Here is a 25,955-nt window from a genome sequence, read left to right as displayed (position 1 = left end):
TTCTTCTGTTTTACAGATCTCAATGTTTCCACCACCAATTGAGATACCAGTGACAGCTACACTTTTATTGATCGATTTTAAGATGATTTTCACTGTATTGGGATGATCCATTTCTTTTTTTGAAGGAATAAAGCATACCTCGATTCCTTCGCGATAAGCTAGTGCAAACGACTCTCCTAAGTTAGGATCATCAGGCAGCATTCCGAGGAGTCCACCCACTAAGGCAACGTCTGTCCCATGTCCGCGATAGGTTTTCCCAAAAGAACCATATAAATAGATATCGACCTCTGTCGGTTTTTCCTGGAACATTTCTCTGGCAAACTTTCCGATCCTTGCAGCACCTGCTGTATGGGAACTACTAGGACCAACCATGATCGGGCCGATAATATCGAAGACACTCGAATACTTATCTTTCATGTTCTCTCTCCTGGTCCATGTTTTCTCTTCAAATAGATATAAATTGGAATGCCTGCTAATGTTATTGCGATCCCGCTAGCTGCCAGCACTGTTTGGGTTACTAAGGTACTAGCAACGATAAAGATCCCGCCCACGATTGCGACCAGTGGGATCACTGGATAGATGGGTACTTTATAGGGCCTTTTCAGGTCTGGTTCTTTTTTTCTTAAAATAATCACGCCAATAAAGACCATCGTGTAAAATATCCAGATAACGAAGACGAGCATATCTGTCAGCATATCAAACCCACCAACCATCATCATCCCTACAGCAATGCTCAGTTCTAAGATACCTGCTACTAAAGGTATTTTCGTCTGATTGGTCAATTTGCCCAGATACTGACTAAATGGTAACCGTTTTTCTTTCGCCATCACGTATGGAAGGCGCATACCAGTCAACGTATAGCCATTGATTGTTCCATAAACAGAGATCAAGATACCGATCGTGACTAACTTACCGCCAAAACCGCCAAAAATCATTGTTGCTACTTCACTAGCTGTATTGCTGTTGCCACTGACACCTTCGATTGAAGCAGTTTTTAAAAAGACTGCATTGACTAATAAATAAACCACCATGATACCAATGATTCCTATAGAAATAGCTTTAGGTAGATCTTTGGCTGGCTTCTTCAATTCACCGGCAAGATTCCCCACATGGATCCACCCATCATAAGCAAACATCGTCGCTAAAAGTCCCGCTCCTAGTGCCGAAAACAACGGAAGATCTTTCCCTGCTTCAAATGGGAAAAGCTGAAATTCTACTCCACCACTGCGAGACAGTCCAAATAAAACGATCAACAGTAAGGGAATCAATTTGCAAACTAAAGTGATCGACTGAAAGGCGCCGCCCACTTTTGATCCTAGAAAATTGATCAACATGATCGTTACAGCTGCAATGATAGCGACTGGCACGATCGAGGAATTTGTCAAGCCAAAAAGATTGACGAATTGCGTACCGAAAATAATGGATAGTGCGGCAACATTTGCGGGAAAATAAATGATTACTTGCGCCCAACCTAGTAAAAATGCAGCAGTTTTTCCATAGATCCGTTCGATATATTTGATCATTCCGCCTGTTTCAGGTATTGCTGCTGCTAATTCTGCACCAGTCAATCCTGCACAAACTGAAATCACTCCTCCTAAAAACCATGAGAACATATGTAAGCTGACAGAGCCCGTCACTTCGGCGACGCTTGCCGCTTTAAAGAAAACTCCAGCTCCGATCACCGTACCCATCACAGTGGATAGAGCAGTAAAAAAGCCCATGGTTCTTTTTAAACCTTCTTCGTTTCCTTCGATATTTAATTGTGCTACTTCGTTATTCTCCATCTCCCTTTTCCTCCCTGAGCGTGGGATAAAAGTAAGAAACACTTTTGTCCCATTCTTTAAAACGAATAAACGGTGGGAGCAGAAGCAACTCCTTCGTAAATAAGCCGAAATTCACAAAAATTTGAAAAGCAATTTCCGTTAATTGCTTCTTATTTCTCGGAGTTAAACACTTCTGTCCCAGCCTCTTTCCTACGTTTAGTCAAGTACTTTTTTATATTTTTTGAAGGGGTTAGACTGTGGTCGCTAATTTTTCTTGAAGTTTCGTCAACATATCTTGTGTCATCGCGTGTAGATCATATTTCGGACAGAAGCCCCATTCTTCTTGTGCACAACTAATATTCAATGAGTCTGGCCAAGACTCAGCAATGGCTTGTCTAACAGGATCTACCTCATAAGTCATTTCAAAATCAGGGATGAACTTTTGGATTGCTTCCTTGATTTCCTCTGGTTCAAACGCCATTGCTGAGATATTAAATGCATTGCGATGGATCAATTTCTTTGGATCAGCATTCATCAATTGGATGATCGCCTCGATCGCATCTGGCATATACATCATATCCATTGAGGTACCTTGACCAATGAAACAAGTGTATTTCCCCTCTTTGATCGCTGAATAATAAATATCCACCGCGTAATCTGTCGTACCTCCACCTGGTAGAGTTTTGTAAGAGATCAAACCAGGGAACCGAACACCTCTTGTATCCACCCCGTATTTCGTATGATAATAATCACAAAGCAATTCACCGGCGACTTTTGTTACTCCATACATCGTAGTAGGGCGTTGGAGTGTATCTTGTGGTGTACTTTTTTTCGGAGTATCCGGACCGAATGCGCCGATCGAACTTGGCGTGAAAAACTTCAAATCAAATTCGCGTGCTACTTCTAAAGAATTGACTAAACCTACCATATTAAGATCCCAAGCAAATTTCGGCTTTGCTTCAGCGACAGCGGACAATAACGCTGCCAAATGGATCAACGTATCTACTTGATAGGTTTCTACTAAGCTACGCATCTTTTCATAATCCATGACATCTAAAATTTCGAATAGTTCATCATCCGTACTTTGTTCAGGTAAACGAATATCTGTGGCAATAACATTTTCTTTTCCTAGATCTTGTCTGAGACGCGTAACCAATTCTGATCCAATTTGTCCTAAACATCCAGTAACTAACACTTTTTTCATCGTAAGGCTCCTTTGCAAATTATTTTTTCTATTCTTATCTAGCGAAAGCAAATCGATTTGTGGCTCTCGTTGAATAGCTACGGCAAATGAAGGAAATAATTTTTTTCTTAAATGATCCCCATCTCTTTTCCTACCTTCAAGTAAACAGCGATTGCTTGGTCTAACATCTCTTTTGTATGTTCCGCAGTCGGCATATTGCGGACCCGCCCGGTTCCTAATGGTACAGTTGGAAAAACGATTGGCTTCACATAGATCCCTTGTTCAATCAATTTGCTTGAAAAACGTTGGGTCTTTGTTTCATCACCTAAAATAACTGGGGTAATCGGTGTCTGTGAAACGCCGATATCATACCCGATTTTTTTCAACTCGTTTTTAAAATATTCTGCGTTTTCCCATACCTTATCAACTAATTCGGGATGATCTTGCATTAGTTGAATAGAAGTTAAGGCTGCGCCTGCGGCTCCTGGTGTAAGAGAAGTCGAAAATAAGAATGGGCGACTGCGCGATTTTAACCAATCAATCAGTAACTTCGAGCCTGCCACATAACCACCGACCACACCAATTGCTTTTGATAATGTTCCCATCTGCATGTCGATTTTATGATTCAAACCGAAATGTTTCACTGTACCAGCTCCTTTGCCCATTACTCCAGATCCGTGGGCATCATCTACGTAAGTGATCAAGCCATATTTTTCCGCAATAGGTATCATATCTGGCAAATTAGCTATGTCCCCATCCATTGAAAAAACACCGTCCGTGATATACATTATTTTTTTATAACGTCCACTTTCCACTGCTGTCTTGGCTTTTTCTTCTAAGTCGGTCATGTCCTGATGCTTCACTCGAATGATCTTCGCCCCTGATAATCGACAACCGTCGATGATCGAAGCATGATTCAATTCATCTGATAATATGGCATCATCTTTCGTCATGATTGCTGAGATTGCGCCCATATTGCAATTGAAACCAGACTGAAAAGCAATCGCTGCTTCCGTTCCTTTAAACTCGGCAATTTTATTTTCTAACTCTTGATGAATCTGTAACGAGCCATTGATCGTCCGAACTGCTCCAGCACCAACGCCATACTTTATAGTAGCCTCGATACATGCGTCCTTTAGTTCTGCACGGTTGGCAAATCCTAAATAATTGTTAGATGCTAAGTTGATCAACCGCCGTCCTTCAACATTGATGATTGCTGCATTCGCTCCTTCTAGAATGTCGATCGTATTGTACAATCCTTGGTCCTTTAATAAAGATAACTCGCGATCCAAATAATCTGACAGTATTTCTGAAGACATTTCGCCACCTCCATTTTTTTGAAACAAAAACCTAGGGATTCACTATATGCAGAATAAAACAGTATCCTCCCGTCTGTTATTATGCCCGTTATTGGTAACGCTTACATCAATAATGAGAGTTATCTAACCGCTTTTTTCAAACATAACGTTTTATTATGAAACGATTATTATCCAACCAACTTATTTAATTTTTTGATTCCAAGTTATTTTTAGTTTATTTTTTTCTACATTGTATAGAAATGCTGTTAAGGCAATAGAGAGAAAAATAGTAACTATTTTCTGAATTTTTTTGTAATTTAAATACTAAATCACTTCTTCTTGACTTGATAAAAAAACAATTAATCATCGTTTTTATTAGTGTTTTCTCATATTCCATTTGCAATGCAAAATTTTTGTGTGAGGCATGCTCTATGTAAGAAAATTTTGCAGGATATCTCGTAAAAAAAATAGCAGATTACAAATAAGACTTGTTCAGCGATTATTTTTAGTTTATTGTTTATTTAACAAACTAGCGACCATAGGAGGACATAGGGTGAAACGTGAGAAAATAGGTATCGGTGTGAAGTTATCGGTCTATCTATTCGTATTATTTGGAATAAGATATGTAACGAATACTTTTGTGATAGGGATTGCTTGTGCTTTTGCAACTCTATTAATGCTATATGATATTTATACAACCATCCGTGATGTAAAAGCACTTAAAAAACATGGTTCATAACAATTGAACATTCAACATCTTTCATACCGCGCTCCGATTGAAATGCAAGCATTGCTTTATCACATAAGAATACCCTCTTGTGAAAAACTTTATGCTTAAATAGCCACTTGAAAGGAGCAAGATCGGTGGGAACAGATTTTGTGAGCCAACCAATGGATTGATGATTTTAGACTATAATCAAAAGGAGAAAAATTTCATGGCCTTTTTACCACCTAATAAAACAAAAGCTGAAGAACTACTTTTGGCGAATAACTTGCACCCCCGTAGTAATTACATTCTTGCTAGCAGTCGAATGAATCCTGTTGCTAAATCCGCTACTTGGTTGTTTTTATCAGCTCGAACCTCAATTATCACCAATCTGTTTGAAAAACCTTATTGCCTAGTATTTATAAAAGATAAAATAGTTGCAATAAAAATTTCGGGAAAAGCATCCGTTACAACTTATAACAAAAGTGACATAACTAATTTTTCGGTAAAAGATGGGCTAAATTCTACATTGATAATCGACTTTTTTTATCGGGGCGAACCAATTTCTTTTTATACCCATAAAAACGCTGGTTATCGCATTGCTTATAGCGCTGAAAACCTCAAAAAATTAGAAATGGATTCTTGGCAAGGTTACCTTAGAGAAACTGAATGAACTCGTTCTGCTCTCAACAACAAGAAAAAAATTCATACTTTCTTTATACTTAAAAAAGCTGAATGTGGGACAAATCTAACAATCAATTTTGCTACAGACTCTCGAATAAATGTCATCCAAAAGTCAGTTTTTTCGGAAATTTCAAAAAAAAGAGAGCGTGGGACAAAACTAAAAATCAGTTTTGCCACAGACTCTAAATCCGAATAAACGGTGGGAACAGAGACACTCATTTGAAAAAAATACTCAACCATTTGAAAGGTCGTGTCCGTAAAATTCGTCTTGTTTCTTGTGTATCAGCATCGTTATCCAAGATTCAAATAGCTTTTACAATTATACTGGCAACCAGTAAGATAATTCTAAAAACAAAGTTGAAAGCCGAGGTTTGTTTCGGCTTTTTTTTACATGCTCTTCATCAGTATGACTTCTTTATCCAACTATCCGGTGTAAAATCCGGATCATCAATGCCCCACTCATAAAAAAATTCGACCAAGAAATCACGCATGAAACGTTCTCGGCGCTTCGCTTCTTCTTTGCCATATGCTGTATTCATCAAATCTGGTAATAAGAAGAGTTTTTCGTAAAAGTGATTGATAACAGTTGATCCCTTACGGTAGTCGGCTTTATTGGTATAATTTGTCGGCTGGATTTTTGGATCAAAAATCGGGTGGCCATGTCCTCCACCAAAATAGGCTGTTCGCAAAATGCCGATCGCTCCTAATGCCTCGATCCGATCTGCATCCTGAACGATTTGACCTTCTAGTGATAGCACTGGCGCCTGTTCAGATATCCCTTTTGAAAAAGACATATTTTCAATGATGAAGAAAATTGCATCGATCGTTTCTTTTTTTAAATCGATTGCTATTAGAAATTGTTTTAATTCTTGTTTCGCTACTTGTTCATCTTGAACAACTTTATCATCGATCGTATCATGCAGATAAGCAGAAGCAAGCGTGATAAATGGATCAGCTTGAGGTTCAGTCACTAGGATCCTTTTGGCTAACTTGACCACCCGTTTCGTGTGGTCACTTCCATGACCCGTCTGATCATTTGCCAACTGCTTCATGCTATATTCAGCAATTTGAGCTAGTTTTTCCATAAATGATACTTCTCCTTGTTTTTAATCGACTTGGTAGACAGAAAAATAGATTTTTTCCATGTAATCGATCAAATATTGAGGATTCAATCCTTCATTTGTAGCATCCTGGATCAATTGAGTTGGTTTACGTGACGCACCGTATTGATGGATATGCTCTTTCATCCATTCTTTGATCGGTGAATAATCATCTGAAGCTAAGATTTCATCAATTGATTGTTCTTTTTCCATTTCATGTAGCAGTTGTGCTGCATACATATAGCCTAATGCATAAGATGGGAAGTAGCCAAAACTAGCCCCTGACCAATGGACATCCTGTAAGATACCCTCTACATCATTTTCAGGACGAACACCCAGATATTCTTCATATTTATCATTCCAAATTTCTGGTAATTCTTCAATGGCTACCCCTTCATTAAAGATCATTTTCTCGATTTCATAACGAATAATGATATGCAACGGATAAGTTAAGCTATCTGCTTCGATCCGTATTAAACTAGATTGTGTTTTTTTTAATGATCGGTAAAAATCATCAAATGAGATATCATCAAATGTACCTTCTGCACATTCTTGGAAAAATGGATACTGTTTCTCCCAGAAATTGCGGTTGCTTCCAATAATGATTTCATTGAAAAGGGATTGTGACTCGTGGATTCCCATAGAAGTACCTTGATAAATTGGCGTATATGCATATTTTTCATCGATATCCTGTTCATACATCCCATGGCCAGCTTCGTGGATCACACCAAAAACTGCCATTTTGAAATCATGCTCATTCCAACGTGTAGTGATCCGTGCATCATTATGATTGATACCAAGCATAAAAGGATGGATCGTATCATCTAAACGGCCTCTTGAAAAATCATAGCCTAATTGCTCAATGACGCTGACTACGAATTTTTCTTGCTGCGCTTTTGTCATTTTTCGTGAAAGGAAATCTGTTCTAGGCTCATGTCCTTTTTCTTTTAATGTTTGACGAATCTTGAGGATTCCCGCTTTTAACTGATTAAATACCCGATCTAAGATCTCAACGGTCATTCCTGGTTCATATTGATTCAACAAAACGTCATAGTCCGTTGCTTCGTCTTTTTTCCAATAAGGAATCAATTCTTTCGTCAATTCGATATTCTTTGTTAGCGCTGGTTGGAAATCCGTAAATTTTTTCGATTCACGAGATTTTTGCCATTGCACTTGTGCGCTAGAAGTTGCCGCTGTTAATGCCGTCATCAGTTCTTCTGGTACTTTATATTCTAACTCATAGTCTTCTTTTACTTTTTCAAAGATGACTTTTCCTGTTTCAGACAATTCATCAGGATGTTCAGAAAAGTAATGAATGGCTTCTTTGATTTTAGGACCGATTTTTTTTGAGAAATAAATACTATAGAGATAGCTATTTACTTCACTTCGCTCATTACTTGCCTTTTCAGGCATCCCTGTTTGGATATCCCAATCCAAAATCCCTAAGGCTTGTTGCAGTAGATTGATTTCTTTTAGTTCTTGTAGCAATTCCTTTTCCTTCATTACTAATTCCTCCAAACATCCATTTTTATTTTTTACGCTTCTTTACTTTTTCTTGGAGGACGCGTTCCCCAATATTGAAATAGATCCGTACGCAAAGCACCATTATATAATTTACGTTTTTTTGTTGCTTTTTGTCCGTAATATTCTTCAAAGGCAAGATCACTTGTCAAAATATACTTGCTCCATGTTTTGAGTGGTCGGAAAACATCGCCCATTTCTTCATACAAACGTCTAACTGTTTCTTCTTCTCCAAGACGTTCCCCGTACGGAGGATTTGCAACGATCACGCCATATTCTTTTTCAGTCTTGAAATCCTTCACTGCTCGCTGTTTGAAGGTAATTGAATCCCCTAAACCGATCTCTTCAGCATTTGCCTGAGCAATTTCGATCATTCGGCCATTGATATCTGAGCCAGTGATATCTAGTTCGATGTCATAATCTGCTTTTTCTTCTGCTGCAGCTCGTACATTTTTCATCACTTCGTTGCTGAACCAATCCCATGATTCACAGGCAAATTCTCGGTTGAATCCAGGTGCGATATTGTGACCGATCAAAGCTGCTTCGATACAAATCGTTCCAGAACCACAAACGGGATCATAAAATGGACGGTCTTTTCTCCAATTCGTCAGCATCACTAGGGCAGCTGCCATATTTTCTTTTAACGGTGCGCCACCTTTTTCCAAACGATAGCCTCTTTTAAACAAGCTTGGTCCAGTCGTATCTAAAGTAATCATCACATGGTCTTTCAACAACGCAACCTCTAATTGAAAATGCGCACCTGTTTCCGTTAATGGCACTGAAGCTGGTCGATGATAGTACGTACGTAGACGATCAACGATGGCTTTCTTAGTGATTGCCTGACAATCGGGGGTACTGTAAAGCTTCGATTTGATCGATTTGCCCGCCACTGGGAATTCGGCATCTAGTGGAAGAAAGTCTTCCCATGGTAAAGCTTTCACATTCTCGAACAATTCATCAAAAGTAAACGCATCAAACTCGCCAACAACGATTTTTACTCTATCCGCAGTTCTCAGCCACAAATTGGCTGTCGCGATCGTTTCCATCGTTCCTTTGAATCTGGCTCTCCCATTTTCGACTTCGCACTCGATTCCCAAATCACGTAACTCTTTTCCGACCAATGCTTCTAGGCCGCTTGCAGCCGTCGCCACAAGATTAAATTCTCTATTAATGTCCATATCATTCTCCTTATTTATAAGAAAAGCTGAACGATTCGTCCAGCTTTTGAAAAATCAAAACGAAAGTTTAATCTCAAATGTTAAAAAAACCTTCACAACATGGTTGGAAGGTATTCCCTGTTTTATTGCGGTTTTCTGTAAGCCATGTTTTGTACGTCCTCCTTTTCAGGGAAGAAAGGAGAACGTGGTAACCATCTATCTGCAGTTAACCTGCCCTTTTGTCTCGTTCTTAATTCCCCGACAAAAAGCGCCCCTACCGTTGTTTGGGTTGCTCGCTCGAGGGGTTTACCGCGTTCCACCGAATAAGTTTCCCTATTCGCTTCGTCACTGTGGCACTTTCAAGGATACTAAAGCATAGTCATATGACCTTAGCTCGTTTTCCTGCCGTTACTCCCGAAAGAGTACCTTAGCTTATTTTTTCGCTAAGCACGAACACTACAGACATCACAGTCTGTGCGAGCATGGACTTTCCTCAGCCTGATCAAGTCAGACCGCGATTACCCGAAAACCGCAAAGATCGTTCATTTGTTAGAATTGACGAGTTTTTTCATTATCATCGTCATCACTTACATTTGTGTAGTTATTTGGATTTGGTTGGGAAACTTTTACTGCTGCTTGTTGATCCAATTTTTTTCCAAAAACTTCACGTTCAAGATTTGACAAACGTTTCAAGATATCGAAATTCGTTACTGCTGTGCTCTTAGGTGTTTCAGTTTGTTGCACCCGTGTTGGAGCAGCTCCTTGAGTTTTTGATAATTGAGCGATTTTTGCGCTCAACTTATCGTTTTCTTCTTGTAAAGCAAGGAGTTCTTTGCTGTAAGTTTCATAATCTTTGATAATATTGTCTAAGAATTCATCGACTTCAATGGGGTCATATCCACGCATTTTTGTTTTAAATTCTTGTTGTAAAATGTCTTTAGGACTATAAACCAAGTTCGCCATATTTACACCTCTAGTTCTCATTTACATAATAACATTTCTACTTTCTCATTGTATCGGAAAAATATTGATAAATCAAACACTATCTCATTTATTCACTGAAATTTTGTAAATCGTCCATACTGATCAAACGAATTTCATAGGGATGTTCTTCTTGATATTTTTCTGCATCCCTTAAAAAATACTGGGTTTTCCCAGGAAATTCTTCGTCATAAATCAATAGACAACCATCTGTGTGTTCAAGGAGAAAACGGGTGTGATTTCTTAATTGATTTGGCGACTGGTAGGGCTGATGACTTACAGCTTCAACATAGTCAGAAAGTTGTTCTGCTAGTCTTTTCTTTTCTTGATTGTTTTCATTCCAATTGCTACCGAATGCCATGAAAGGATAAATGATCCCTAGATGCAACTCGGGGTAATCAAGTTTCAATTCTGCTACGATCTCCGTTGCCCACAATTCCACACCAAGGTTCCCACTTACAATGATCCATTCCAATCCTTCTTCTGCTAATTGCTGGATCTCTCTTTTTAAGACTTTTTTAATAACTGCTACTTTGGGATCATTTTCTTTAAATACACCAAGTTCAAAACTCCGATATCCCGAAAAGTAAATGACTTTTACACTATCCATCTCAGTTTCCTTTTCTTTCTCTCGCCTTTTTTGCTATAATATGGCCTAGGAGTGTGATTAAAATGGTTTTACGCTATCCGAATGGCCAACCATACCATAAGAATGCCTCTTTAGAAGAGAAAATTCAAGAAAAAAGAAAAGCACCGATAGAATTCGGCAACCGAGGTATGCGTTTTGAAGAAGCAATCAACGAAAGTAATGAGTATTACCTTGCACGCCAAATAGCTGTTATCCATAAAAAACCAACACCAATACAAATCGTTAAAGTAGATTATCCTCGACGTAGCGCCGCTGTTATTAAGGAAGCATATTTCACCCAAGCTTCCACAACAGATTATAACGGTGTATATCGAGGTTTCTATTTGGATTTTGAAGCAAAAGAAACGAAGAATAGAACTTCTTTTCCATTTAAAAACTTTCATGCGCATCAAATCAGCCATATGGAAGCTTGTCTGCAACAAAATGGGATTTGTTTTGTCTTATTATGGTTTTCATCTTTGAAGCGCTGCTTTTATTTAAATAGTACACACCTGATCGACTATTGGCATGCTCAAAAGGAAAACGGTAGGAAATCTCTGCCGCTCTCTTTGATAGAAAATGTGGGGATCGAGATCCAAACTGGCTTTTCGCCACGTATCCCTTATTTAGATGCAGTCGATCAGTATCTCTCAACACTAACTATTGAAGGAGAACACAAGAATGGCAAATGAACAAACTAGAACTTCCAGACGTAGCAGTACCCCTTCTTCTAAAAAAGGACCGAAGAAGTCTGGAAAAAAACCTAGGAAAAATACGAAAAGCCTGATTGCACGAATCTTTCTGATCGTGCTGTCACTAGTATGCGTAGCATTTTTAGCGGGAGTCGGACTTTTCTGGTTCTACGCAAAGGATGCACCTGCATTGACTGACAAGGCGTTAGATGCCACCGTCTCTTCTAAACTTTATACCCAAGATGGTGAACTGTTCGAAGACCTAGGTGCAGAAAAACGCGAAAAGATTTCTGCAAATGAATTACCAAAGACGCTAGAAAATGCAATCGTTTCTGTCGAAGACCGAAGATTTTATAAACATATCGGGATCGACCCTGTACGGATCATTGGTTCTGCTGTCTCAAACTTTACTTCTGGCGGACTGCAAGGAGGAAGTACTTTGACACAACAATTGATCAAACTTTCTTACTTCTCGACAAACGCTTCTGACCAAACATTAAAAAGAAAAGCACAAGAAGCTTGGATGGCTGTGAGGTTAGAACAGAAAAAATCAAAACAAGAAATATTGACTTATTATGTGAACAAAGTATATATGTCAAATGGACTATATGGCATGGAAACTGCTTCAGAGATGTATTTTGGTAAGAAACTAGGCGATTTATCTTTGCCACAAACTGCGTTATTGGCTGGAATGCCGCAAGCACCATCTGCCTATGACCCTTATCAGTATCCTGAACAAGCAAAGAAGCGTCGTGATACTGTTTTGTACACGATGTTGCAAAATGACAAGATTTCTCAAACCGATTATGACAATGCGGTCAATACACCGATAAATGAAGGTCTCCAAGAATTGAAAAAAGAGGCAGATAATTCAAAAATCGTTGATAACTACGTAAAAGAAGTCATTAATGAGGTCCAAGAAAAAACAGATAAGAATGTCTATACTGACGGTCTAGATATCTATACGAATTTAGATTTAGATGCACAAAAACAACTTTATAACATTGTGAATACGGATGAATACGTCAATTACCCGGACGACAAAATGCAAGTTGCATCGACACTGATCGATACCAAGACCGGAGAAGTGAAAGCACAGATCGGTGGTCGCCATGTTGCAGATGACGTGACTCTAGGAATGAATCTAGCAGTGAATACTTCACGCGATTTCGGTTCTACAATGAAACCTGTCACTGATTACGGCCCTGCATTCGAGTATTTAAAATACTCAACTGGAAAAATGATTACTGACGCTCCTTATAACTACGAAGGAACTTCGACTCCTGTTGGTAACTGGGATAACAGCTATCTAGGTACGATCACATTAAGACAAGCATTATATCTTTCTAGAAACGTCCCTGCCGTAAAACTATTTAATGAAGTCGGCTCTGATAAAGTAAGCTCATTCTTGAAGGATCTGGGCATCGAGTACAGTACGATCCATCAGTCAAATGCAATCTCAAGTAACACAGAAAAACAAGATGGGACAAAATATGGTGCATCATCACTGAAAATGGCTGCTGCCTACGCTGCTTTTGCCAACGGCGGAACCTATTATAAACCACAATATGTCAATAAGATCGTCTTCCAAGATGGCACTGAACAAACGTATGAACCTGAAGGAAAAACTGCCATGTCACCAGAAACTGCCTATATGGTCACTGATATCCTAAAAGATACGATCACACAAGGAACTGGATCGAATGCACTCATCCCTGGACTTTTCCAAGCTGGAAAAACTGGGACATCTAACTATACCGATGAGGAATATGCAAAAATAGGTCTTTCGAGTGGCGTGTATCCTGATATTTTATTTGCCGGCTACACACCAAATTATGCGATTTCTGTTTGGACTGGATACAACGAGAAGCTAACGCCTGTAACATCCGAATCTTCTCATGTAGCTTCAGATGTTTATAGAGAATTGATGAAATATGTATCGGCAAATGTGACAAATGAAGATTGGGAAATGCCAAGTGGACTTGTTCGCTATGGTGGCGAGTTATACTATCGAGATCAAGTGAACAATACGCAAAGAAGAACCACACCGTCAAGTACAGTTCCATATTCGACTGTTACAATACCAGAAAGTTCAACATCTTCTACTACTGAAAGTACTACGACTCAAAGTTCAACAGAAAGCACGACATCTAGTCAGAGTTCTGAGTCATCAAGTAGTAGTGAAACATCATCAAGTACTGCACCTTCATCATCAAGCAGCACTCCGCCGGCATCTAGCTCATCGGCACCACAAGAGTCCTCTGAGCCAACGACGCCGTCAAGTAATGCGAATGAATCACAAGCTAGTGGCAGTTCAGCTGGATGATATGCTTAATAAAATCCAGGGATTCGCAAAAAACAATGCGAATCCCTGGATTTTGCTCTACATATGAGGTAAGCAGACAACATGGTTTCAATAAGTCTGTTGCTACTGTTTATGCAAAACGAATGAGGTCGAGACAAAAGTCAATTCTTATTTTTGTCCCACATTCGTTCGATTTTTATCGTTCGATCTTCATGACTTATCTTTATTATGCAACTTCATCCTATTTTTACCTTCTTGGCACATATCCAGTAGCGGACATACTTCACAACGCGGGTTTCTTGCCGTACAATGATACCTACCAAAAAAAATCAAAGTATGGTGTGTTTTCACCCACAAGTCTTCTGGTATTTTTCTCATGAGCGTTTCTTCTACTTCTAGTACCGAAGCGTTCAATTTACAGATTCTCAGACGTTTCGACACTCGTTCGACATGTGTATCGACAGCAATCGCCGGGATACCGAATGCATCCCCAAGGACAACATTGGCTGTTTTCCGCCCTACTCCAGGCAATGATACCAATGCTTCTCTAGTAGTTGGCACTTGACCGCCAAAGTTTTCGATCAGTTGTTGTGCGCATGCTTTGATATTTTTTGCTTTGTTTCGATAAAGGCCGATCGTCTTGATTTTAGGAATGATTTCTTCAACTGAAGCAGCCGCTAAGTCTTCAGGCGTAGGAAATGCCTCAAACAGGGCAGGAGTTGCTTTATTTACAGAAACATCAGTGGCTTGAGCACTCAAGATGACTGCTATCAGTAATTCATAAGGGTTGTTATGTTGTAATTCACCATGAGCCTCAGGAAACATCTGATACATTTTTTCAATTGCTTCCATGGTTTTCTGCTTACTTAACATATTAGTCCTCCAACCAGTTTTTCAATGATACTTTGGGAAGCTCCTCTTCTTGTTGATTTGATGAGTCCACTTCTTTTTGCAAAAGCTGTTGCTTTCTTCTTTTTTGATCTTCCTCTACTTGCTGTTTTGTCTTGAGATTTTTACGCTCCCAAGACAACAAAATCCGATCTACATAATTGAAACTGTATGCCTGGTTCAAGACAGCTTCACGTAATGCTAGTTTGATGATCTCTGGTTGGTAATGATCTTCTTCAAGCCATTGACCGATCCGCTGAAATTCAATCGCAGACAGAGGCCGCCCAAACTCTTGTTCAAACATCTGGTAGACAGACTGGACTTCTTTCTCCTGACTCATATCTTCTAGTTTACGGCTTTGTTTTTCCAAAAAATCTCCCAGAACATCATATATCGGATAAAGGTCATAGCGATCCACTTTCTTACCATCGATCGTTTCTGTTTTGATATTTATAAAGCCATTGCTGACTAATCGATTCAATAGTTGATAAATACGGTCTTGCTTGACACCCATGTTTAGAGCAATCATCTGCAGATCTGGAAATGAATCACCTTCTAGCTGTGCCATGTGTATCTGCAATATAAATAAAAATTCTTCTGACTGGAGTCCAATCCGATGATAATTTTTTAGCAATAAATTCGATATGATCGTTTGACCTGATTTTAAATAATTTTCTAAGTTCAACATGGTTTTTCCTCCGCTTCATTCTCAGTATACGTAAAAAAATTAAATGAAGCAAGTGACCATCCCCTTGGGTAATTTGGTTTATTTTTTTGTTTTTATTTTGCAGCTTTTCACTTTTCGGAATAAATAAAATGGATTTGGTGTTTCGGTTTCTATAAAAAATGACCCATCTATTTCAAAAGTTTTTTTGAAATAGACAGGTCAATCGATTCCCTAGCTTAGCTATAGCTAAAAGCATTATTTTTAAAAATCATCTTCCGTTTGTAAAATATAGGGTTCGCCTTCGTAAGTATATTCTGTGTTCAACGTTCCATCATTTTCATCTGAATAGATACGGCGAGAAAATGGGAAGCGGTGAGATACGCCATCTTTTGCTTCTTCTGCAGGCATCTCATAATAATCTTCTTGTGTCTGATTCAATTGGTTGATTATCTTATCCGCTAGCGACTCAATCGTCACATCTTTTTGCGCCGCTAATTGTTGATAATCCTCCATAAATGCCTCTTGTTGTACAAAATATTCTTTCTCCATCTTACTATTCCTCCCCATCAATCATTCTTGACGATCCATGTTCGTTTATCCATGAGTTGTCTTTCTCTATTTATTTTGGCAGAAAATCCTTTAGAAAACAACTAATTCGTCGCACTACCCTGATTTTAAAAAAAGAAGAGCATGGGACAAAAGTAAGAAACACTTTTATCTCATGCTTTAAAAACGAATAAGCGGTGGGAGCAGAAGCAACTCCTTCGTAAATAAGCCGAAATTCTCGGAGTTAAACACTTCTGTCCCAGCCTCCCTTCATCATTAACTAAAACGAAAAAATACACAGGTGCCTTCTAACTATTGTGCTGTTTCGATTTCGCCAAGAGCTGCTTGAGCTAACAAGTTCAAGTAGTTCCAAGGGCGATCAAAATGTGGTTGGAAGAAAAAGTCAGAAAGTGCTAGATCTTCGACGGTCATTTTATTTTGAACAGCTAACGACATCGTATTCGCAGATTGCGTAATATCGTATTTAGACATAAATTGAGCGCCAACGATACGGTTCGTTCCTTTTTCATAAACTAATTCCATCATGACTTTTTCAGTCGTTGGCATAAACTCAGGACGATAATTGTCTTCAAAGACAGTTGCTTCTACATCAAGATTATTCATAGGTGCACTTTCTTTTGTCACACCTGTTGAACCAATCGTCCACCCAAATAAATAAAGTCCAGACGTACCTTGTGTACCACGATAGGCCATTTTATGTTCCGTTAGATTATTTCCTACAAGCAAACCTTGACGTACTGCATTCGTAGCAAGAGGAATATAGTTTTGTGTTCCACTTGGATTGTAATTCACTACCGCAGAGTCTCCAGCCGCAAAAATATCTGGGTCACTCGTTTGCATGTACTCATTCACTTTGATGGCACCATTTGGCAATGTATCTACTTTACCCTTAATCAAAGTAGTATTCGGTCTAAACCCAACACATAGAATAACCATATCTGCATCAAATGTTTCTTTTGGAGTTGCGACTTGTTTCACTTTACCGTTGTCATCTGCAATAAATTCGGAAACATTTTCTCCCAAGGCTAATGTGACGCCACGATCGACAAGTTCTTTTTCAAGGATGTCTGTGAATGGTTTATCAAGGTATTTGTTAAGAATACGATCAAGTCCATCGATCAACGTCACTTGTTTACCTGATTCAACAAATGCTTCGACTAATTCGATCCCGATGTAGCCTCCACCTACGATCACTACGCGTTTTGCTTCTTCAGCCTTGGCAATGATCTCATTCGCTTGATTATAATTTTTACATAACAGAATGTTTTCTGATTCGATTCCTTTGATTGGTGGAATGATTGGCCATGAACCTGTAGTCATGACTAATTTATCGTAAGAAACGGTTTCAACTTCTCCCGTATTCAAATCTTTCGCTGTCACTTTTTTATTTTCAGTATCTACATCAGTGACATCATGTTCCATTTTTACAGTTGCCCCTAAAGAATGAAGCTCTTCAGGATTAGAATAGAATAAACCGGCTGGGTCTTTTACTACACCACCAACATATAATGCGATCCCACAGGATAAAAATGAAACATTGTCATTTCGCTCATATACCGTAACATCTGCTTCTGGATGATTTTTTAAGATACTTTTTACGGCTGCTGTTCCTGCATGTGTGCAGCCAATTACTACAACTTTCATATGTGAATCCCTCCGATTAACGTTTTGTCCTTTGACAAACTTCACTATATCAAAAATAAAACGGATACAACAGTTTAATGCTTGTGAATTCACAAAGATAAGCTTGTTGTATTGCAAGCATTCTTTTAGATAAACACCGATTTAATAGCTCTACTTATGTGAATAAACACACAATTGTCCTTTAGTTTGTGAATGATTAAGAAAAAAATAAAAAAAGCTAGTGACTTTTTTGTCAAACTAGCTTTTTTAACTTGGTTCATCCATATTTGTTTACTGTCCTAAGCAACCCAAAACTACTTCCCCTTGCATTCTGGGCAAAGACCATATAATTCTAAACGATGTTCTTTGATTTCGAAGTCAGTTAAGCGACTTGCCGCCATTTCGATATCTTCCAAGCCAGGATAATGGAAATCCACGATTTTCCCGCAGTTTTCGCAAATGACATGATAATGACGTTTTGAACTGAAATCGAATCGACTAGATGCATCCCCATATTTCATCTCTTGTACGAACCCGATTGAGGTAAACAATCTCAAATTATTATATACCGTTGCGACACTCATATTTGGAAAACGATGCTCCAGAGCTCGATAAATCTCATCGGCTGTTGGATGAGAATGATGTTCGATCAGGTATTCTAGCACCGCGTACCGCTGAGGTGTAATTCGTATATTTTCTTTTTTTAACTTACCAATTGCTTCTTCGACTATTTTGTTCTCCATTTTTTAAACACCCCAAAGTTGTTATTCTCGTCTTATCATACTATTTTTATTTTTTAAAATCTACTTTTCGTGAAAAGAAATTTCAAAATAATTAAAATATTGCGAAAAAAGGCGTAAATCAAGAATGAATCCCTCTTTTTACGCCTTTGACTCTATTATTTTATCCTAAACACTTATTTATCATCAACTATCTTTTTTATTAAAGTTCTTGATACAACGGTGTAGACAAATAACGTTCTCCATTATCAGGAACGATAGCCAATACTTTTTTGCCTTTTCCTAAAAGTGCAGCTTCTTTGAGTGCCGCTGCAATTGCTGCTCCAGAAGAAATTCCGACTAAAATGCCTTCTTCTTTCCCAACACGTCTCGCAGTCTCCATTGCTTCGTCACCTGTGATGCCAACCACCTTATCATAAACAGAAGTATCTAGTGTACCAGGAACAAAACCTGTACCGATTCCTTGGATTTTATGTGGTCCCGCTGCTTTTCCTTCTAAGATAGCAGATTCAGCAGGTTCGACTCCAACGATTTCAATTGATGGATATACTCGTTTTAACTCTCTACCTGCCCCAGTGATTGTTCCACCTGTACCGATCCCAGCCACAAACGCATCTAGTCCATTGACGCCAAAAGCTTCTTGGATTTCATGTCCTGTTGTTTTTTCATGGATCGCTGGATTCGCTGGATTTTCAAATTGAAGTGGCATGAAATAGCCGTGTTCTTCTGCTAAGCGTTTTGCTTCTTTGATCGACCCACTGATTGCTTCTGATCCTGGAGTCAAAATCAATTCTGCTCCATAGCCCTTCATCAATAACCGACGTTCCATACTCATCGTTTCAGGCATGACAATAATCACTTTATACCCTTTAGCTACCCCTACCATGGCTAAACCAATACCAGTATTACCTGAGGTTGGTTCAATGATCGTATCTCCAGGTTTCAGTATTCCATCTTGTTCTGCTTTTTCAATCATACTTAATGCGATCCGGTCTTTTACACTGCCGCCAGGATTAAAAAATTCAAGTTTCACATAAACTTCCGCTGACCCTTCAGGAACCAAGTGGTTTAGCTTGACGATCGGGGTTCTCCCAATCAACTCTGTAATTGAATGATATAATTGTGTCATGTGTATATTCCTCCTCATCTCGTCTTCTTCTTTATCATAATACAAATCAGAAGCTTCTGGCGAATAATTCGTCTTTCCTATTATAATACAAAAAAGCAAAGAAATATCATTTTAGACATTTCTTTGCTTATGAATAATGGCTCTATAATTTATGGGACTGATGAATCAAAATTGATTCTTCAGCCCCATTTTTCATTTTAGGTATTAAAAAACATATCGTTCTCTAGTATGATTAAATCACCACAAAATAAACTACGAGAGGACGATATGTTCTATGAATGATTCTATCAAAAAAATGTTGCGATTAATAGACCAAAATTTAGTAATCACTGAAGTTTCTTACGAGCTGTTTCAAAACAAAAAAACGATGGTCATCGATGCGGTTCTCTCTCCTGCTCCTTGTGCTTGTGCACATTGCGGTTCCTCTGTAATCGATGCTCACGGTCAAACGACCATTGTGAAGAATGGCAAGAAGAAAACTATTGTCCGCTTTGAAGAATACAACCACATGCCACTGATCATGCGTTTGAAAAAGCAACGCTACACCTGTAAAAACTGTTTGCGTCATTGGACAGCCCAAAGCTACTTTGTCCGTCCTAGACATTCGATTGCCAATCATGTCAAATGGAAAATCACTGCTTTACTCGCCGAAAAGATGTCTTTATCATTGATTGCCAAGCTTTGTCAGGTATCTTTGACGACTGTGATTCGTACATTGAAAGAGTTGAAAAACTATCTTCCGAAGCCGTCAAAAAGGACCCTGCCAAAAGTATTGATGGTGGATGAATTTCGTTCGCACGCTTCGATTGAGGATAAAATGAGCTTTATTTGTGCGGATGGCGAGACAGGAAAACTCATTGATATTTTGCCTACACGTAAATTATCGCGTTTGACACACTATTTTAGTCGCTGTACGAATCCTGAAGCGGTGGAATACTTAGTGACAGATATGAATGCCGCCTACTTCCAATTGACAAAACGTGTCTTACCGAATGCGAAAGTCGTCATTGATCGTTTTCATATCACCAAACATCTGAATCAGGCATTCAATGATTTTCGTGTACAAGAAATGAAAAGATTACACCAGTTAGGGCAACGAAGAGAAGCCGAGAAAGTGAAAAAGAACTGGCGCTTTCTTCTAAAAAACCGTCAAAAAATCAATTACTATGACTACAAAACATGGCGCAGTTTTCGTGCACCTAAATACCCGCTACTCACTGAAGCAATGATGATCGATCGATTACTGGCGTTTTCAACGCCTTTAAAGGAAGCCTATACTTTTTTCCATGAGCTGACCGAAGCCTTTCGAGACAAAGAACCTGACTTATTTTTTACCTTATTAAAAAATCTTCCTGAAACACTTGATGTCCAATTTCGCACGAAACTTCAAAACCTTTTAACTTACGAAGAAGGGATTTACAATGCTATGATTTACCCGTATTCTAATGGCAAAATAGAGGCCAAAAATACCCATATCAAGACACTGAAACGATTATCTTATGGATTTAAATCATTTGAGAACATGAAAATCAGGATTTTTTTGATCAATCAATTGATTCAAGTGAAATAACAAAAAAATCTGAGACAGAAGGTTAAGTCCTTCTATCCCAGATTTGATTTTACAAAACTCATCAGTCCTTATTGACAAAGAGCCTGAATAATAAGTAAAGCTACACATTCAACTCTTGACCGACTAGTAAAGAATAGTTGGACATCGACATTCCATTTTTGGCCATTAGATCGTCAACAGACATTCCGTACTTTTGGGCGATATCCCATAAAGTATCTCCTGAAACGACCGTATAAGTACCACCAGAAGATGCAGTTGATTTGCTACTCGTTGTCGTCGTTGTGGTTGTACTTGTTGTCGTCGTAGTACTTGTTGAAGACGATGTTGATCCAGTAGATGGTGTATCAAAACGAGTTAAATTATACGTATTAATCAATGAGTTCAATTTTGTACCATAATCAGGATCAGTCGCGTATCTACCTGTCAAATAGGCAGTCGCATCATAGAAACTAGTCGTATTGCTTTTCCATACGCCAGAATAATGATAATCGCCAGTTGAAAAACTAGTCGAACGTAAAACATTCGCATGATCTTGGAAAGACTCCCAATAAGAAGAATACTTGCGGAAAGGTTCATTCATCGTTACCCATTGTCCATCAATATATTCTTGCGTAGCCATATAAACAACCTGCCCACCATAACTACCTTTTACACCGAATAGATTATAATTCGGAGCACTGGATAATCCTGAAGTTCCATAAGCACTTTCCAATAATGCTTGGGCTATCATTACAGAAGCGTACAAGTCATTACTTGCAGCCACTTCTGAAGCAGACCAACCAATTTGATTGATAAACGCTTGAGGATCAGTTGTATTTTGCGGCGCTTGTTCGTCTGCACGTACATGTTGTGGTGCTGCTGTAACCATCATTGGCCCAACGAGCAATGTTGTCCCTACTAAAGGAGCAATTGCCTTCTTATTGATCACCAAAGTTCTTTTACTTTTCTGGTGTCGGGCACTGCGGGTCTTCAGCTCTTGCATTCGAATTCCTCCTCAAAAAATAAAAAACTCTAAATAAAATTTTCTATCTTTAAACAAACTTAATTAATTAAATTATACTTTTAAATTTCAGGAAACTCAAACTAATCTTAAAAAATTTACTTTTTGTAATCTTTAAGTAACATTAGCGAAATAATCCGTAACATAAATCGATCGTAAAACAGAATACCGAACACCTTCTGTTGATGCGATAAGAAACAACTTAATCTAATTTGAAGCATTTGTCAAGTTTTCTAGTATTCGGCTCCCTTGATGAACAAAGTTTTCCTGTTTTTTGCCGTCTCCAATCACGCTGTTTTCATCATTTTTTGATTCTCACACGAGCCACCCTTGCTGATCATCTACTCGCACACAAGAACTACATTGATGACTCTTTCCTTATGAACACAAAACTATCGACCGAGGATTTGTGCAGAATCTCGGTCGATAGTTTTTTCTCAGTGTTTGGACGTCAACTCATCATTCTAAAACACATTAGAAAACAGAGGATTCAAACACGGATTATTTTTGAGCCAAATATATGACAGTATTTTTTATAATTGTTCAAATGTACGAACGACATTTTCAACAGTGAAGCCAAATTCTTCAAGAATTTTATTTCCTGGAGCAGATGCACCAAAATGATCGATCGTGATCGTTGTTCCTTCTGTGCCGACATAACGTTCCCAACCAAAGGAAGCAGCAGCTTCAATTGCTACGCGTTTCTTGACATTTTTTGGCAAGACACTTTCTTTGTATTCCGCTGATTGTTTTTCAAAAAGATCAAAACTTGGCATTGAAACAACAGAAACATCTTTGCCAGCATCAGCAAGTTCTTTTTGTGCTTTTACAGCCAAATCTACTTCAGAACCAGTAGCAATCAAGATACCTTCAGGGGTTTCTCCTTTTGCTGGTGATAACACGTATGCACCTTTTTTCACCATTGTATCCGCAACTTCTTTTGTCGTTGGAAGTACAGGTAAGTTTTGGCGACTCAATACTAAGATCGTTGGTGTATCCGTTGATTCCATTGCGACTTTCCAAGCTGCACGAGTTTCATTTCCATCAGCTGGGCGAATCACGTGAACCCCTGGCATACATCTTACAGATGCCAATTGCTCGATTGGTTCGTGGGTTGGTCCATCTTCACCAACAGCAACTGAATCATGTGTCAACACATAAATTACCGGTGTATTCTGGATAGCTGCTAAACGAACGGCTGGACGCAAGTAATCAACGAATACGAAGAATGTACCACCATAGATACGTGTGCCTCCATGTAATTGGATACCATTCATCGCCGATGCCATTGCAAATTCACGTACACCAAACCAGATGTTACGTCCTTCATAGTGTTCAGGAGTGAAATCTTTGTCTGCTGCGACCATCGTATTGTTTGAACCAGATAGATCAGCAGAACCGCCCCAGAAGCTTGGTACTGCTTTAGAAAGCTCTTGGATCACTTCTTTACTTGATACACGACTTGCTTGACTGCTGCCTTCATCATAAGATGGTAATTCAGCATCCCAGTTTTCAGGCAACTTCCCAGCAAACGCATCTTCAAATTGTTGCGCTAATTCAGGGTACGCATGTTTATAGTTTTTGAACATTTCATGCCAAGCAGCTTCTGCTTTTTGGCCTTCCTCTACCATTGTTTGGTGGAAACGAGCAGCTACTTCTTCAGGAACTGTAAAGTCTGGATATTCCCAACCATAGACGCCTTTTGCCATCTTGATTCCTTCATCACCGATTGGCGCTCCGTGAACTGCTGAAGTCCCTTCTTTCGGTGATCCATACCCGATCACTGTTTTTACTTCGATCAATGTCGGTTTGTCTGTCTCTGCTTTAGCAGCTTCGATTGCTTTAGAGATTGCTTCAAGATCATTGCCATCTTTGACTAAAATATGTTGCCAGCCATATGCTTCATAGCGAGCCCCTACATTTTCCGTGAAGGCTTTTGACGTTGGGCCATCTAAAGAAATATCATTTGAATCATACAAAACAATCAATTTTCCTAGTTTCATGTGACCAGCCATTGAGCTAGCTTCTTGAGAAACGCCCTCCATCAAATCGCCGTCACCACAGATAGCGTAGGTGTGATGATCCACGATGTTGAAGTTTTCTCTGTTATATGTTGCTGCTAAGTGTGCTTCTGCCATTGCCATCCCAACAGCCATCGCAATACCTTGACCTAATGGACCAGTAGTTGCTTCGACACCGTCTGTATGGTTCACTTCAGGATGTCCTGGTGTTTTTGAATCCCATTGACGAAATTGTTTTAAATCATCAATCGAAACTTGATAACCCGCCAGATGCAATAAGCTATACAACATCGCAGAACCATGACCAGCTGATAATACGAATCGATCACGATCCGCCCAGTTTTTAGAAGTAGTCGGATTTACTTTCAGATGTTTTGTCCATAGTGCATACGCCATTGGTGCTGCCCCCATCGGTAGCCCCGGATGTCCAGAATTTGCCTTTTGAACTGCTTCAATACTTAATGTACGAATCGTGTTTACGCCTAGTTGGTCGATTTTGTCAAACAAAATAACCCCTCCTATTAATTTAGGTTTTTTTTACCTTTATTACTCACATACCATTTTATAAGATACCACTAGAAAAAGCAATGATTTTTAGTATTTTTTACTAAAAGTTGTTTTTCCGGTTGTGTAAGCCTTTTTTCTTCTGGATTTCTTTTAATTTATCTGGTGTGACATCATTTCCTTCAGGATCGACGATTTTCATTCCTTCAATATGATGTCTCATTCCCGAGCGAAAGGCATTTAAATACTCTTCTCTTAACTCTAATTGTTCTTTTTTTTCCGCTTCTGATAAGCCTTTTTCTTTCTTTATCCGAGCCAATTCGTTGATTCGCTCGATTTTTTCGGGTGATAGCATATGGAGACCTCCTTTTACTCTACTTCATATTATATAAAAAACGGAAAAAAAACAACTAGATAAACTAATATAAATACGAACATTTGTTTGAAACAAGACCTTTTATATGATATGATTTAGTTATTAATTGAAAGAAGGTGTACCTTGTGGCCCGACAAACTGAAACTAGACAAATCGAAGTCTTACGATATATCCATGAACAAGTGTCTCGAAAAGGTTACCCACCAACTGTAAGAGAGATCGGGGAAGCCGTTCAGCTTTCTTCTACCTCTACTGTACATGGCCATTTAGCAAGGCTTGAAAAAAAAGGCTTTATTCAAAGAGACCCAACAAAACCTCGTGCAATCGAATTGACAAAACAAGGATTGGCAAAAATCGGGGTTCGACCTTCCACGATTCCCGTACTTGGGGTGGTTACTGCTGGGGAGCCGATTTTAGCAGTCGAAGATGCTTCGGATTTTTTCCCTGTACCGCCTAATCTTTCTTCTGAAGAAGGCAGTTTGTTCATGTTAACGATCCGTGGCGAAAGTATGATCAATGCAGGTATTTTAGACGGAGACAACGTGATTGTCCGTAAACAAGAAACTGCACAAAACGGTGATATCGTCATTGCCATGACAGCAGAAGATGAAGCAACATGCAAACGATTCTACAAGGAAAAAGACCACTTCCGACTACAGCCAGAAAATGATTTGTTAGAACCAATCATTTTGGATCAAGTGTCCATTCTCGGTCGCGTAGTAGGTCTTTACCGCAGTCATATTTACTAGAATGCTATGAATTTTCGAAATAGATAAAAGCAATGAGCTGTGCCGTAAAAAGGTGTAGCTCATTTTTTCAACTTCCCTCTTTACAAATCGAACAAAAGTTCGT

The 25,955-nt window shown here is 38.9% G+C and carries 23 protein-coding genes, 1 other RNA gene and 2 pseudogenes; 6 read left to right on the top strand and 20 right to left on the bottom strand.

Going from position 1 to position 25,955, the window contains the following annotated elements:
- Positions 1-15: 15 nt before the first annotated feature.
- The 5 genes and pseudogenes from CJZ72_RS11290 to CJZ72_RS11270 form a co-directional block, all read right to left on the bottom strand.
- Positions 16-417, bottom strand: a pseudogene (locus tag CJZ72_RS11290) (serine dehydratase beta chain); the annotation flags it as partial.
- The gene (locus tag CJZ72_RS11285) at positions 414-1,784 is read right to left on the bottom strand and encodes an APC family permease (RefSeq protein ID WP_095443841.1); all 1,371 of its coding nucleotides are present in this window, start codon (positions 1,782-1,784) and stop codon (positions 414-416) included. The pseudogene CJZ72_RS11290 and the gene CJZ72_RS11285, both read right to left, overlap by 4 nt.
- Positions 1,785-1,845: 61 nt before the next feature.
- A pseudogene (locus CJZ72_RS15140) lies at positions 1,846-1,965 on the bottom strand (DUF3788 family protein); the annotation flags it as partial.
- A 48-nt stretch (positions 1,966-2,013) separates the two neighbouring features.
- A complete protein-coding gene (locus tag CJZ72_RS11275) occupies positions 2,014-2,967 on the bottom strand; it encodes an L-threonine 3-dehydrogenase (RefSeq protein ID WP_081133513.1) in 954 nt (317 codons plus the stop codon).
- A 107-nt stretch (positions 2,968-3,074) separates the two neighbouring features.
- Positions 3,075-4,265, bottom strand: a complete 1,191-nt coding sequence (locus CJZ72_RS11270; protein WP_095443840.1) for a glycine C-acetyltransferase — start codon at positions 4,263-4,265, stop codon at positions 3,075-3,077.
- Between the two features lie 532 nt (positions 4,266-4,797).
- Between CJZ72_RS11270 and CJZ72_RS11265 the strand changes: the two genes are divergently transcribed.
- The gene (locus CJZ72_RS11265; RefSeq protein ID WP_081133511.1) at positions 4,798-4,983 is read left to right on the top strand and encodes a hypothetical protein; all 186 of its coding nucleotides are present in this window, start codon (positions 4,798-4,800) and stop codon (positions 4,981-4,983) included.
- 196 nt (positions 4,984-5,179) lie between these two features.
- On the top strand, positions 5,180-5,623 hold the full coding sequence (locus tag CJZ72_RS11260) for a hypothetical protein (protein ID WP_095443839.1): 444 nt from the start codon (positions 5,180-5,182) through the stop codon (positions 5,621-5,623).
- Between the two features lie 412 nt (positions 5,624-6,035).
- Here the strand turns inward: CJZ72_RS11260 and CJZ72_RS11255 are convergent, their stop codons facing one another.
- From CJZ72_RS11255 to CJZ72_RS11230, 6 genes are all read right to left on the bottom strand, one after another.
- Entirely contained in the window at positions 6,036-6,719 is a 684-nt protein-coding gene (locus tag CJZ72_RS11255; RefSeq protein ID WP_081133509.1) for an HD domain-containing protein, read from the bottom strand.
- 21 nt (positions 6,720-6,740) lie between these two features.
- Positions 6,741-8,237, bottom strand: a complete 1,497-nt coding sequence (locus CJZ72_RS11250) for a carboxypeptidase M32 (protein WP_081133508.1) — start codon at positions 8,235-8,237, stop codon at positions 6,741-6,743.
- 32 nt (positions 8,238-8,269) lie between these two features.
- Positions 8,270-9,433 (bottom strand): THUMP domain-containing class I SAM-dependent RNA methyltransferase, encoded by a 1,164-nt coding sequence (locus CJZ72_RS11245; RefSeq protein WP_005875830.1) that lies wholly within the window; start codon positions 9,431-9,433, stop codon positions 8,270-8,272.
- 133 nt (positions 9,434-9,566) lie between these two features.
- An RNA gene (rnpB, locus tag CJZ72_RS11240) (RNase P RNA component class B) lies at positions 9,567-9,942 on the bottom strand.
- A 19-nt stretch (positions 9,943-9,961) separates the two neighbouring features.
- On the bottom strand, positions 9,962-10,375 hold the full coding sequence (gene gpsB, locus CJZ72_RS11235; RefSeq protein WP_081133507.1) for a cell division regulator GpsB: 414 nt from the start codon (positions 10,373-10,375) through the stop codon (positions 9,962-9,964).
- An 88-nt stretch (positions 10,376-10,463) separates the two neighbouring features.
- Positions 10,464-11,003: a DUF1273 domain-containing protein gene (locus CJZ72_RS11230; protein ID WP_005875834.1), complete on the bottom strand. Its 540-nt coding sequence runs from the start codon at positions 11,001-11,003 to the stop codon at positions 10,464-10,466.
- Between the two features lie 62 nt (positions 11,004-11,065).
- On the opposite strand from CJZ72_RS11230, the gene recU reads away from it, so the two are divergent.
- Positions 11,066-11,713 carry a Holliday junction resolvase RecU gene (gene recU / locus CJZ72_RS11225; RefSeq protein WP_095443838.1) on the top strand — a complete coding sequence of 216 codons (648 nt, stop codon included), beginning with the start codon at positions 11,066-11,068 and terminating at the stop codon, positions 11,711-11,713.
- Complete coding sequence (locus CJZ72_RS11220; protein WP_081133505.1) at positions 11,703-14,039, top strand: PBP1A family penicillin-binding protein; 2,337 nt, start codon at positions 11,703-11,705, stop codon at positions 14,037-14,039. Before recU ends, CJZ72_RS11220 begins: the two co-directional genes overlap by 11 nt.
- A gap of 189 nt (positions 14,040-14,228) precedes the next feature.
- Here CJZ72_RS11220 and nth read toward each other — a convergent pair whose 3' ends face one another.
- From nth to cysK, 6 genes are all read right to left on the bottom strand, one after another.
- The gene (nth, locus tag CJZ72_RS11215) at positions 14,229-14,891 is read right to left on the bottom strand and encodes an endonuclease III (RefSeq protein WP_081133504.1); all 663 of its coding nucleotides are present in this window, start codon (positions 14,889-14,891) and stop codon (positions 14,229-14,231) included.
- A gap of 1 nt (position 14,892) precedes the next feature.
- Positions 14,893-15,594: a DnaD domain protein gene (locus CJZ72_RS11210; protein ID WP_005875843.1), complete on the bottom strand. Its 702-nt coding sequence runs from the start codon at positions 15,592-15,594 to the stop codon at positions 14,893-14,895.
- A gap of 240 nt (positions 15,595-15,834) precedes the next feature.
- Positions 15,835-16,122 carry a DUF5960 family protein gene (locus CJZ72_RS11205; RefSeq protein ID WP_005875845.1) on the bottom strand — a complete coding sequence of 96 codons (288 nt, stop codon included), beginning with the start codon at positions 16,120-16,122 and terminating at the stop codon, positions 15,835-15,837.
- 309 nt (positions 16,123-16,431) lie between these two features.
- Positions 16,432-17,784 carry an NADH oxidase gene (locus CJZ72_RS11195; RefSeq protein WP_081133503.1) on the bottom strand — a complete coding sequence of 451 codons (1,353 nt, stop codon included), beginning with the start codon at positions 17,782-17,784 and terminating at the stop codon, positions 16,432-16,434.
- A gap of 293 nt (positions 17,785-18,077) precedes the next feature.
- The gene (locus CJZ72_RS11190) at positions 18,078-18,506 is read right to left on the bottom strand and encodes a Fur family transcriptional regulator (protein ID WP_005875849.1); all 429 of its coding nucleotides are present in this window, start codon (positions 18,504-18,506) and stop codon (positions 18,078-18,080) included.
- A 199-nt stretch (positions 18,507-18,705) separates the two neighbouring features.
- Positions 18,706-19,632 (bottom strand): cysteine synthase A, encoded by a 927-nt coding sequence (gene cysK / locus CJZ72_RS11185; protein ID WP_081133502.1) that lies wholly within the window; start codon positions 19,630-19,632, stop codon positions 18,706-18,708.
- A 274-nt stretch (positions 19,633-19,906) separates the two neighbouring features.
- Here cysK and CJZ72_RS11180 point away from each other — a divergent pair, with 274 nt between their 5' ends.
- Positions 19,907-21,202: an ISL3 family transposase gene (locus CJZ72_RS11180; RefSeq protein ID WP_081135856.1), complete on the top strand. Its 1,296-nt coding sequence runs from the start codon at positions 19,907-19,909 to the stop codon at positions 21,200-21,202.
- 100 nt (positions 21,203-21,302) lie between these two features.
- Here CJZ72_RS11180 and CJZ72_RS11175 read toward each other — a convergent pair whose 3' ends face one another.
- The 3 genes from CJZ72_RS11175 to CJZ72_RS11165 all read right to left on the bottom strand — a co-directional run bounded on the left by CJZ72_RS11175 (position 21,303) and on the right by CJZ72_RS11165 (position 25,082).
- Entirely contained in the window at positions 21,303-22,184 is an 882-nt protein-coding gene (locus CJZ72_RS11175; RefSeq protein ID WP_005875853.1) for a glucosaminidase domain-containing protein, read from the bottom strand.
- Between the two features lie 551 nt (positions 22,185-22,735).
- Positions 22,736-24,730 carry a transketolase gene (tkt, locus tag CJZ72_RS11170; RefSeq protein ID WP_081133501.1) on the bottom strand — a complete coding sequence of 665 codons (1,995 nt, stop codon included), beginning with the start codon at positions 24,728-24,730 and terminating at the stop codon, positions 22,736-22,738.
- A 100-nt stretch (positions 24,731-24,830) separates the two neighbouring features.
- Positions 24,831-25,082: a DUF896 family protein gene (locus CJZ72_RS11165; RefSeq protein ID WP_081133500.1), complete on the bottom strand. Its 252-nt coding sequence runs from the start codon at positions 25,080-25,082 to the stop codon at positions 24,831-24,833.
- A gap of 146 nt (positions 25,083-25,228) precedes the next feature.
- On the opposite strand from CJZ72_RS11165, the gene lexA reads away from it, so the two are divergent.
- On the top strand, positions 25,229-25,852 hold the full coding sequence (gene lexA / locus CJZ72_RS11160) for a transcriptional repressor LexA (protein ID WP_005875859.1): 624 nt from the start codon (positions 25,229-25,231) through the stop codon (positions 25,850-25,852).
- Positions 25,853-25,955: the final 103 nt, after the last annotated feature.

This window comes from Enterococcus durans (assembly GCF_002277935.1).
GTDB lineage: Bacteria > Bacillota > Bacilli > Lactobacillales > Enterococcaceae > Enterococcus_B > Enterococcus_B durans.
Note: the sequence above shows the minus strand (reverse complement) of the source record. Positions and strands in the feature narration are given on the sequence as shown.

Coding starts and splice junctions, on each gene's coding strand:
- CJZ72_RS11285 (WP_095443841.1), bottom strand. CDS start 1,784: ATGGAGAATAACGAAGTAGCACAATTAAATATCGAAGGAAACGAAGAA.
- CJZ72_RS11275 (WP_081133513.1), bottom strand. CDS start 2,967: ATGAAAAAAGTGTTAGTTACTGGATGTTTAGGACAAATTGGATCAGAA.
- CJZ72_RS11270 (WP_095443840.1), bottom strand. CDS start 4,265: ATGTCTTCAGAAATACTGTCAGATTATTTGGATCGCGAGTTATCTTTA.
- CJZ72_RS11260 (WP_095443839.1), top strand. CDS start 5,180: ATGGCCTTTTTACCACCTAATAAAACAAAAGCTGAAGAACTACTTTTG.
- CJZ72_RS11255 (WP_081133509.1), bottom strand. CDS start 6,719: ATGGAAAAACTAGCTCAAATTGCTGAATATAGCATGAAGCAGTTGGCA.
- CJZ72_RS11250 (WP_081133508.1), bottom strand. CDS start 8,237: ATGAAGGAAAAGGAATTGCTACAAGAACTAAAAGAAATCAATCTACTG.
- CJZ72_RS11245 (WP_005875830.1), bottom strand. CDS start 9,433: ATGGACATTAATAGAGAATTTAATCTTGTGGCGACGGCTGCAAGCGGC.
- gpsB (WP_081133507.1), bottom strand. CDS start 10,375: ATGGCGAACTTGGTTTATAGTCCTAAAGACATTTTACAACAAGAATTT.
- CJZ72_RS11230 (WP_005875834.1), bottom strand. CDS start 11,003: ATGGATAGTGTAAAAGTCATTTACTTTTCGGGATATCGGAGTTTTGAA.
- recU (WP_095443838.1), top strand. CDS start 11,066: ATGGTTTTACGCTATCCGAATGGCCAACCATACCATAAGAATGCCTCT.
- CJZ72_RS11220 (WP_081133505.1), top strand. CDS start 11,703: ATGGCAAATGAACAAACTAGAACTTCCAGACGTAGCAGTACCCCTTCT.
- nth (WP_081133504.1), bottom strand. CDS start 14,891: ATGTTAAGTAAGCAGAAAACCATGGAAGCAATTGAAAAAATGTATCAG.
- CJZ72_RS11210 (WP_005875843.1), bottom strand. CDS start 15,594: ATGTTGAACTTAGAAAATTATTTAAAATCAGGTCAAACGATCATATCG.
- CJZ72_RS11205 (WP_005875845.1), bottom strand. CDS start 16,122: ATGGAGAAAGAATATTTTGTACAACAAGAGGCATTTATGGAGGATTAT.
- CJZ72_RS11195 (WP_081133503.1), bottom strand. CDS start 17,784: ATGAAAGTTGTAGTAATTGGCTGCACACATGCAGGAACAGCAGCCGTA.
- CJZ72_RS11190 (WP_005875849.1), bottom strand. CDS start 18,506: ATGGAGAACAAAATAGTCGAAGAAGCAATTGGTAAGTTAAAAAAAGAA.
- cysK (WP_081133502.1), bottom strand. CDS start 19,632: ATGACACAATTATATCATTCAATTACAGAGTTGATTGGGAGAACCCCG.
- CJZ72_RS11180 (WP_081135856.1), top strand. CDS start 19,907: ATGAATGATTCTATCAAAAAAATGTTGCGATTAATAGACCAAAATTTA.
- CJZ72_RS11175 (WP_005875853.1), bottom strand. CDS start 22,184: ATGCAAGAGCTGAAGACCCGCAGTGCCCGACACCAGAAAAGTAAAAGA.
- CJZ72_RS11165 (WP_081133500.1), bottom strand. CDS start 25,082: ATGCTATCACCCGAAAAAATCGAGCGAATCAACGAATTGGCTCGGATA.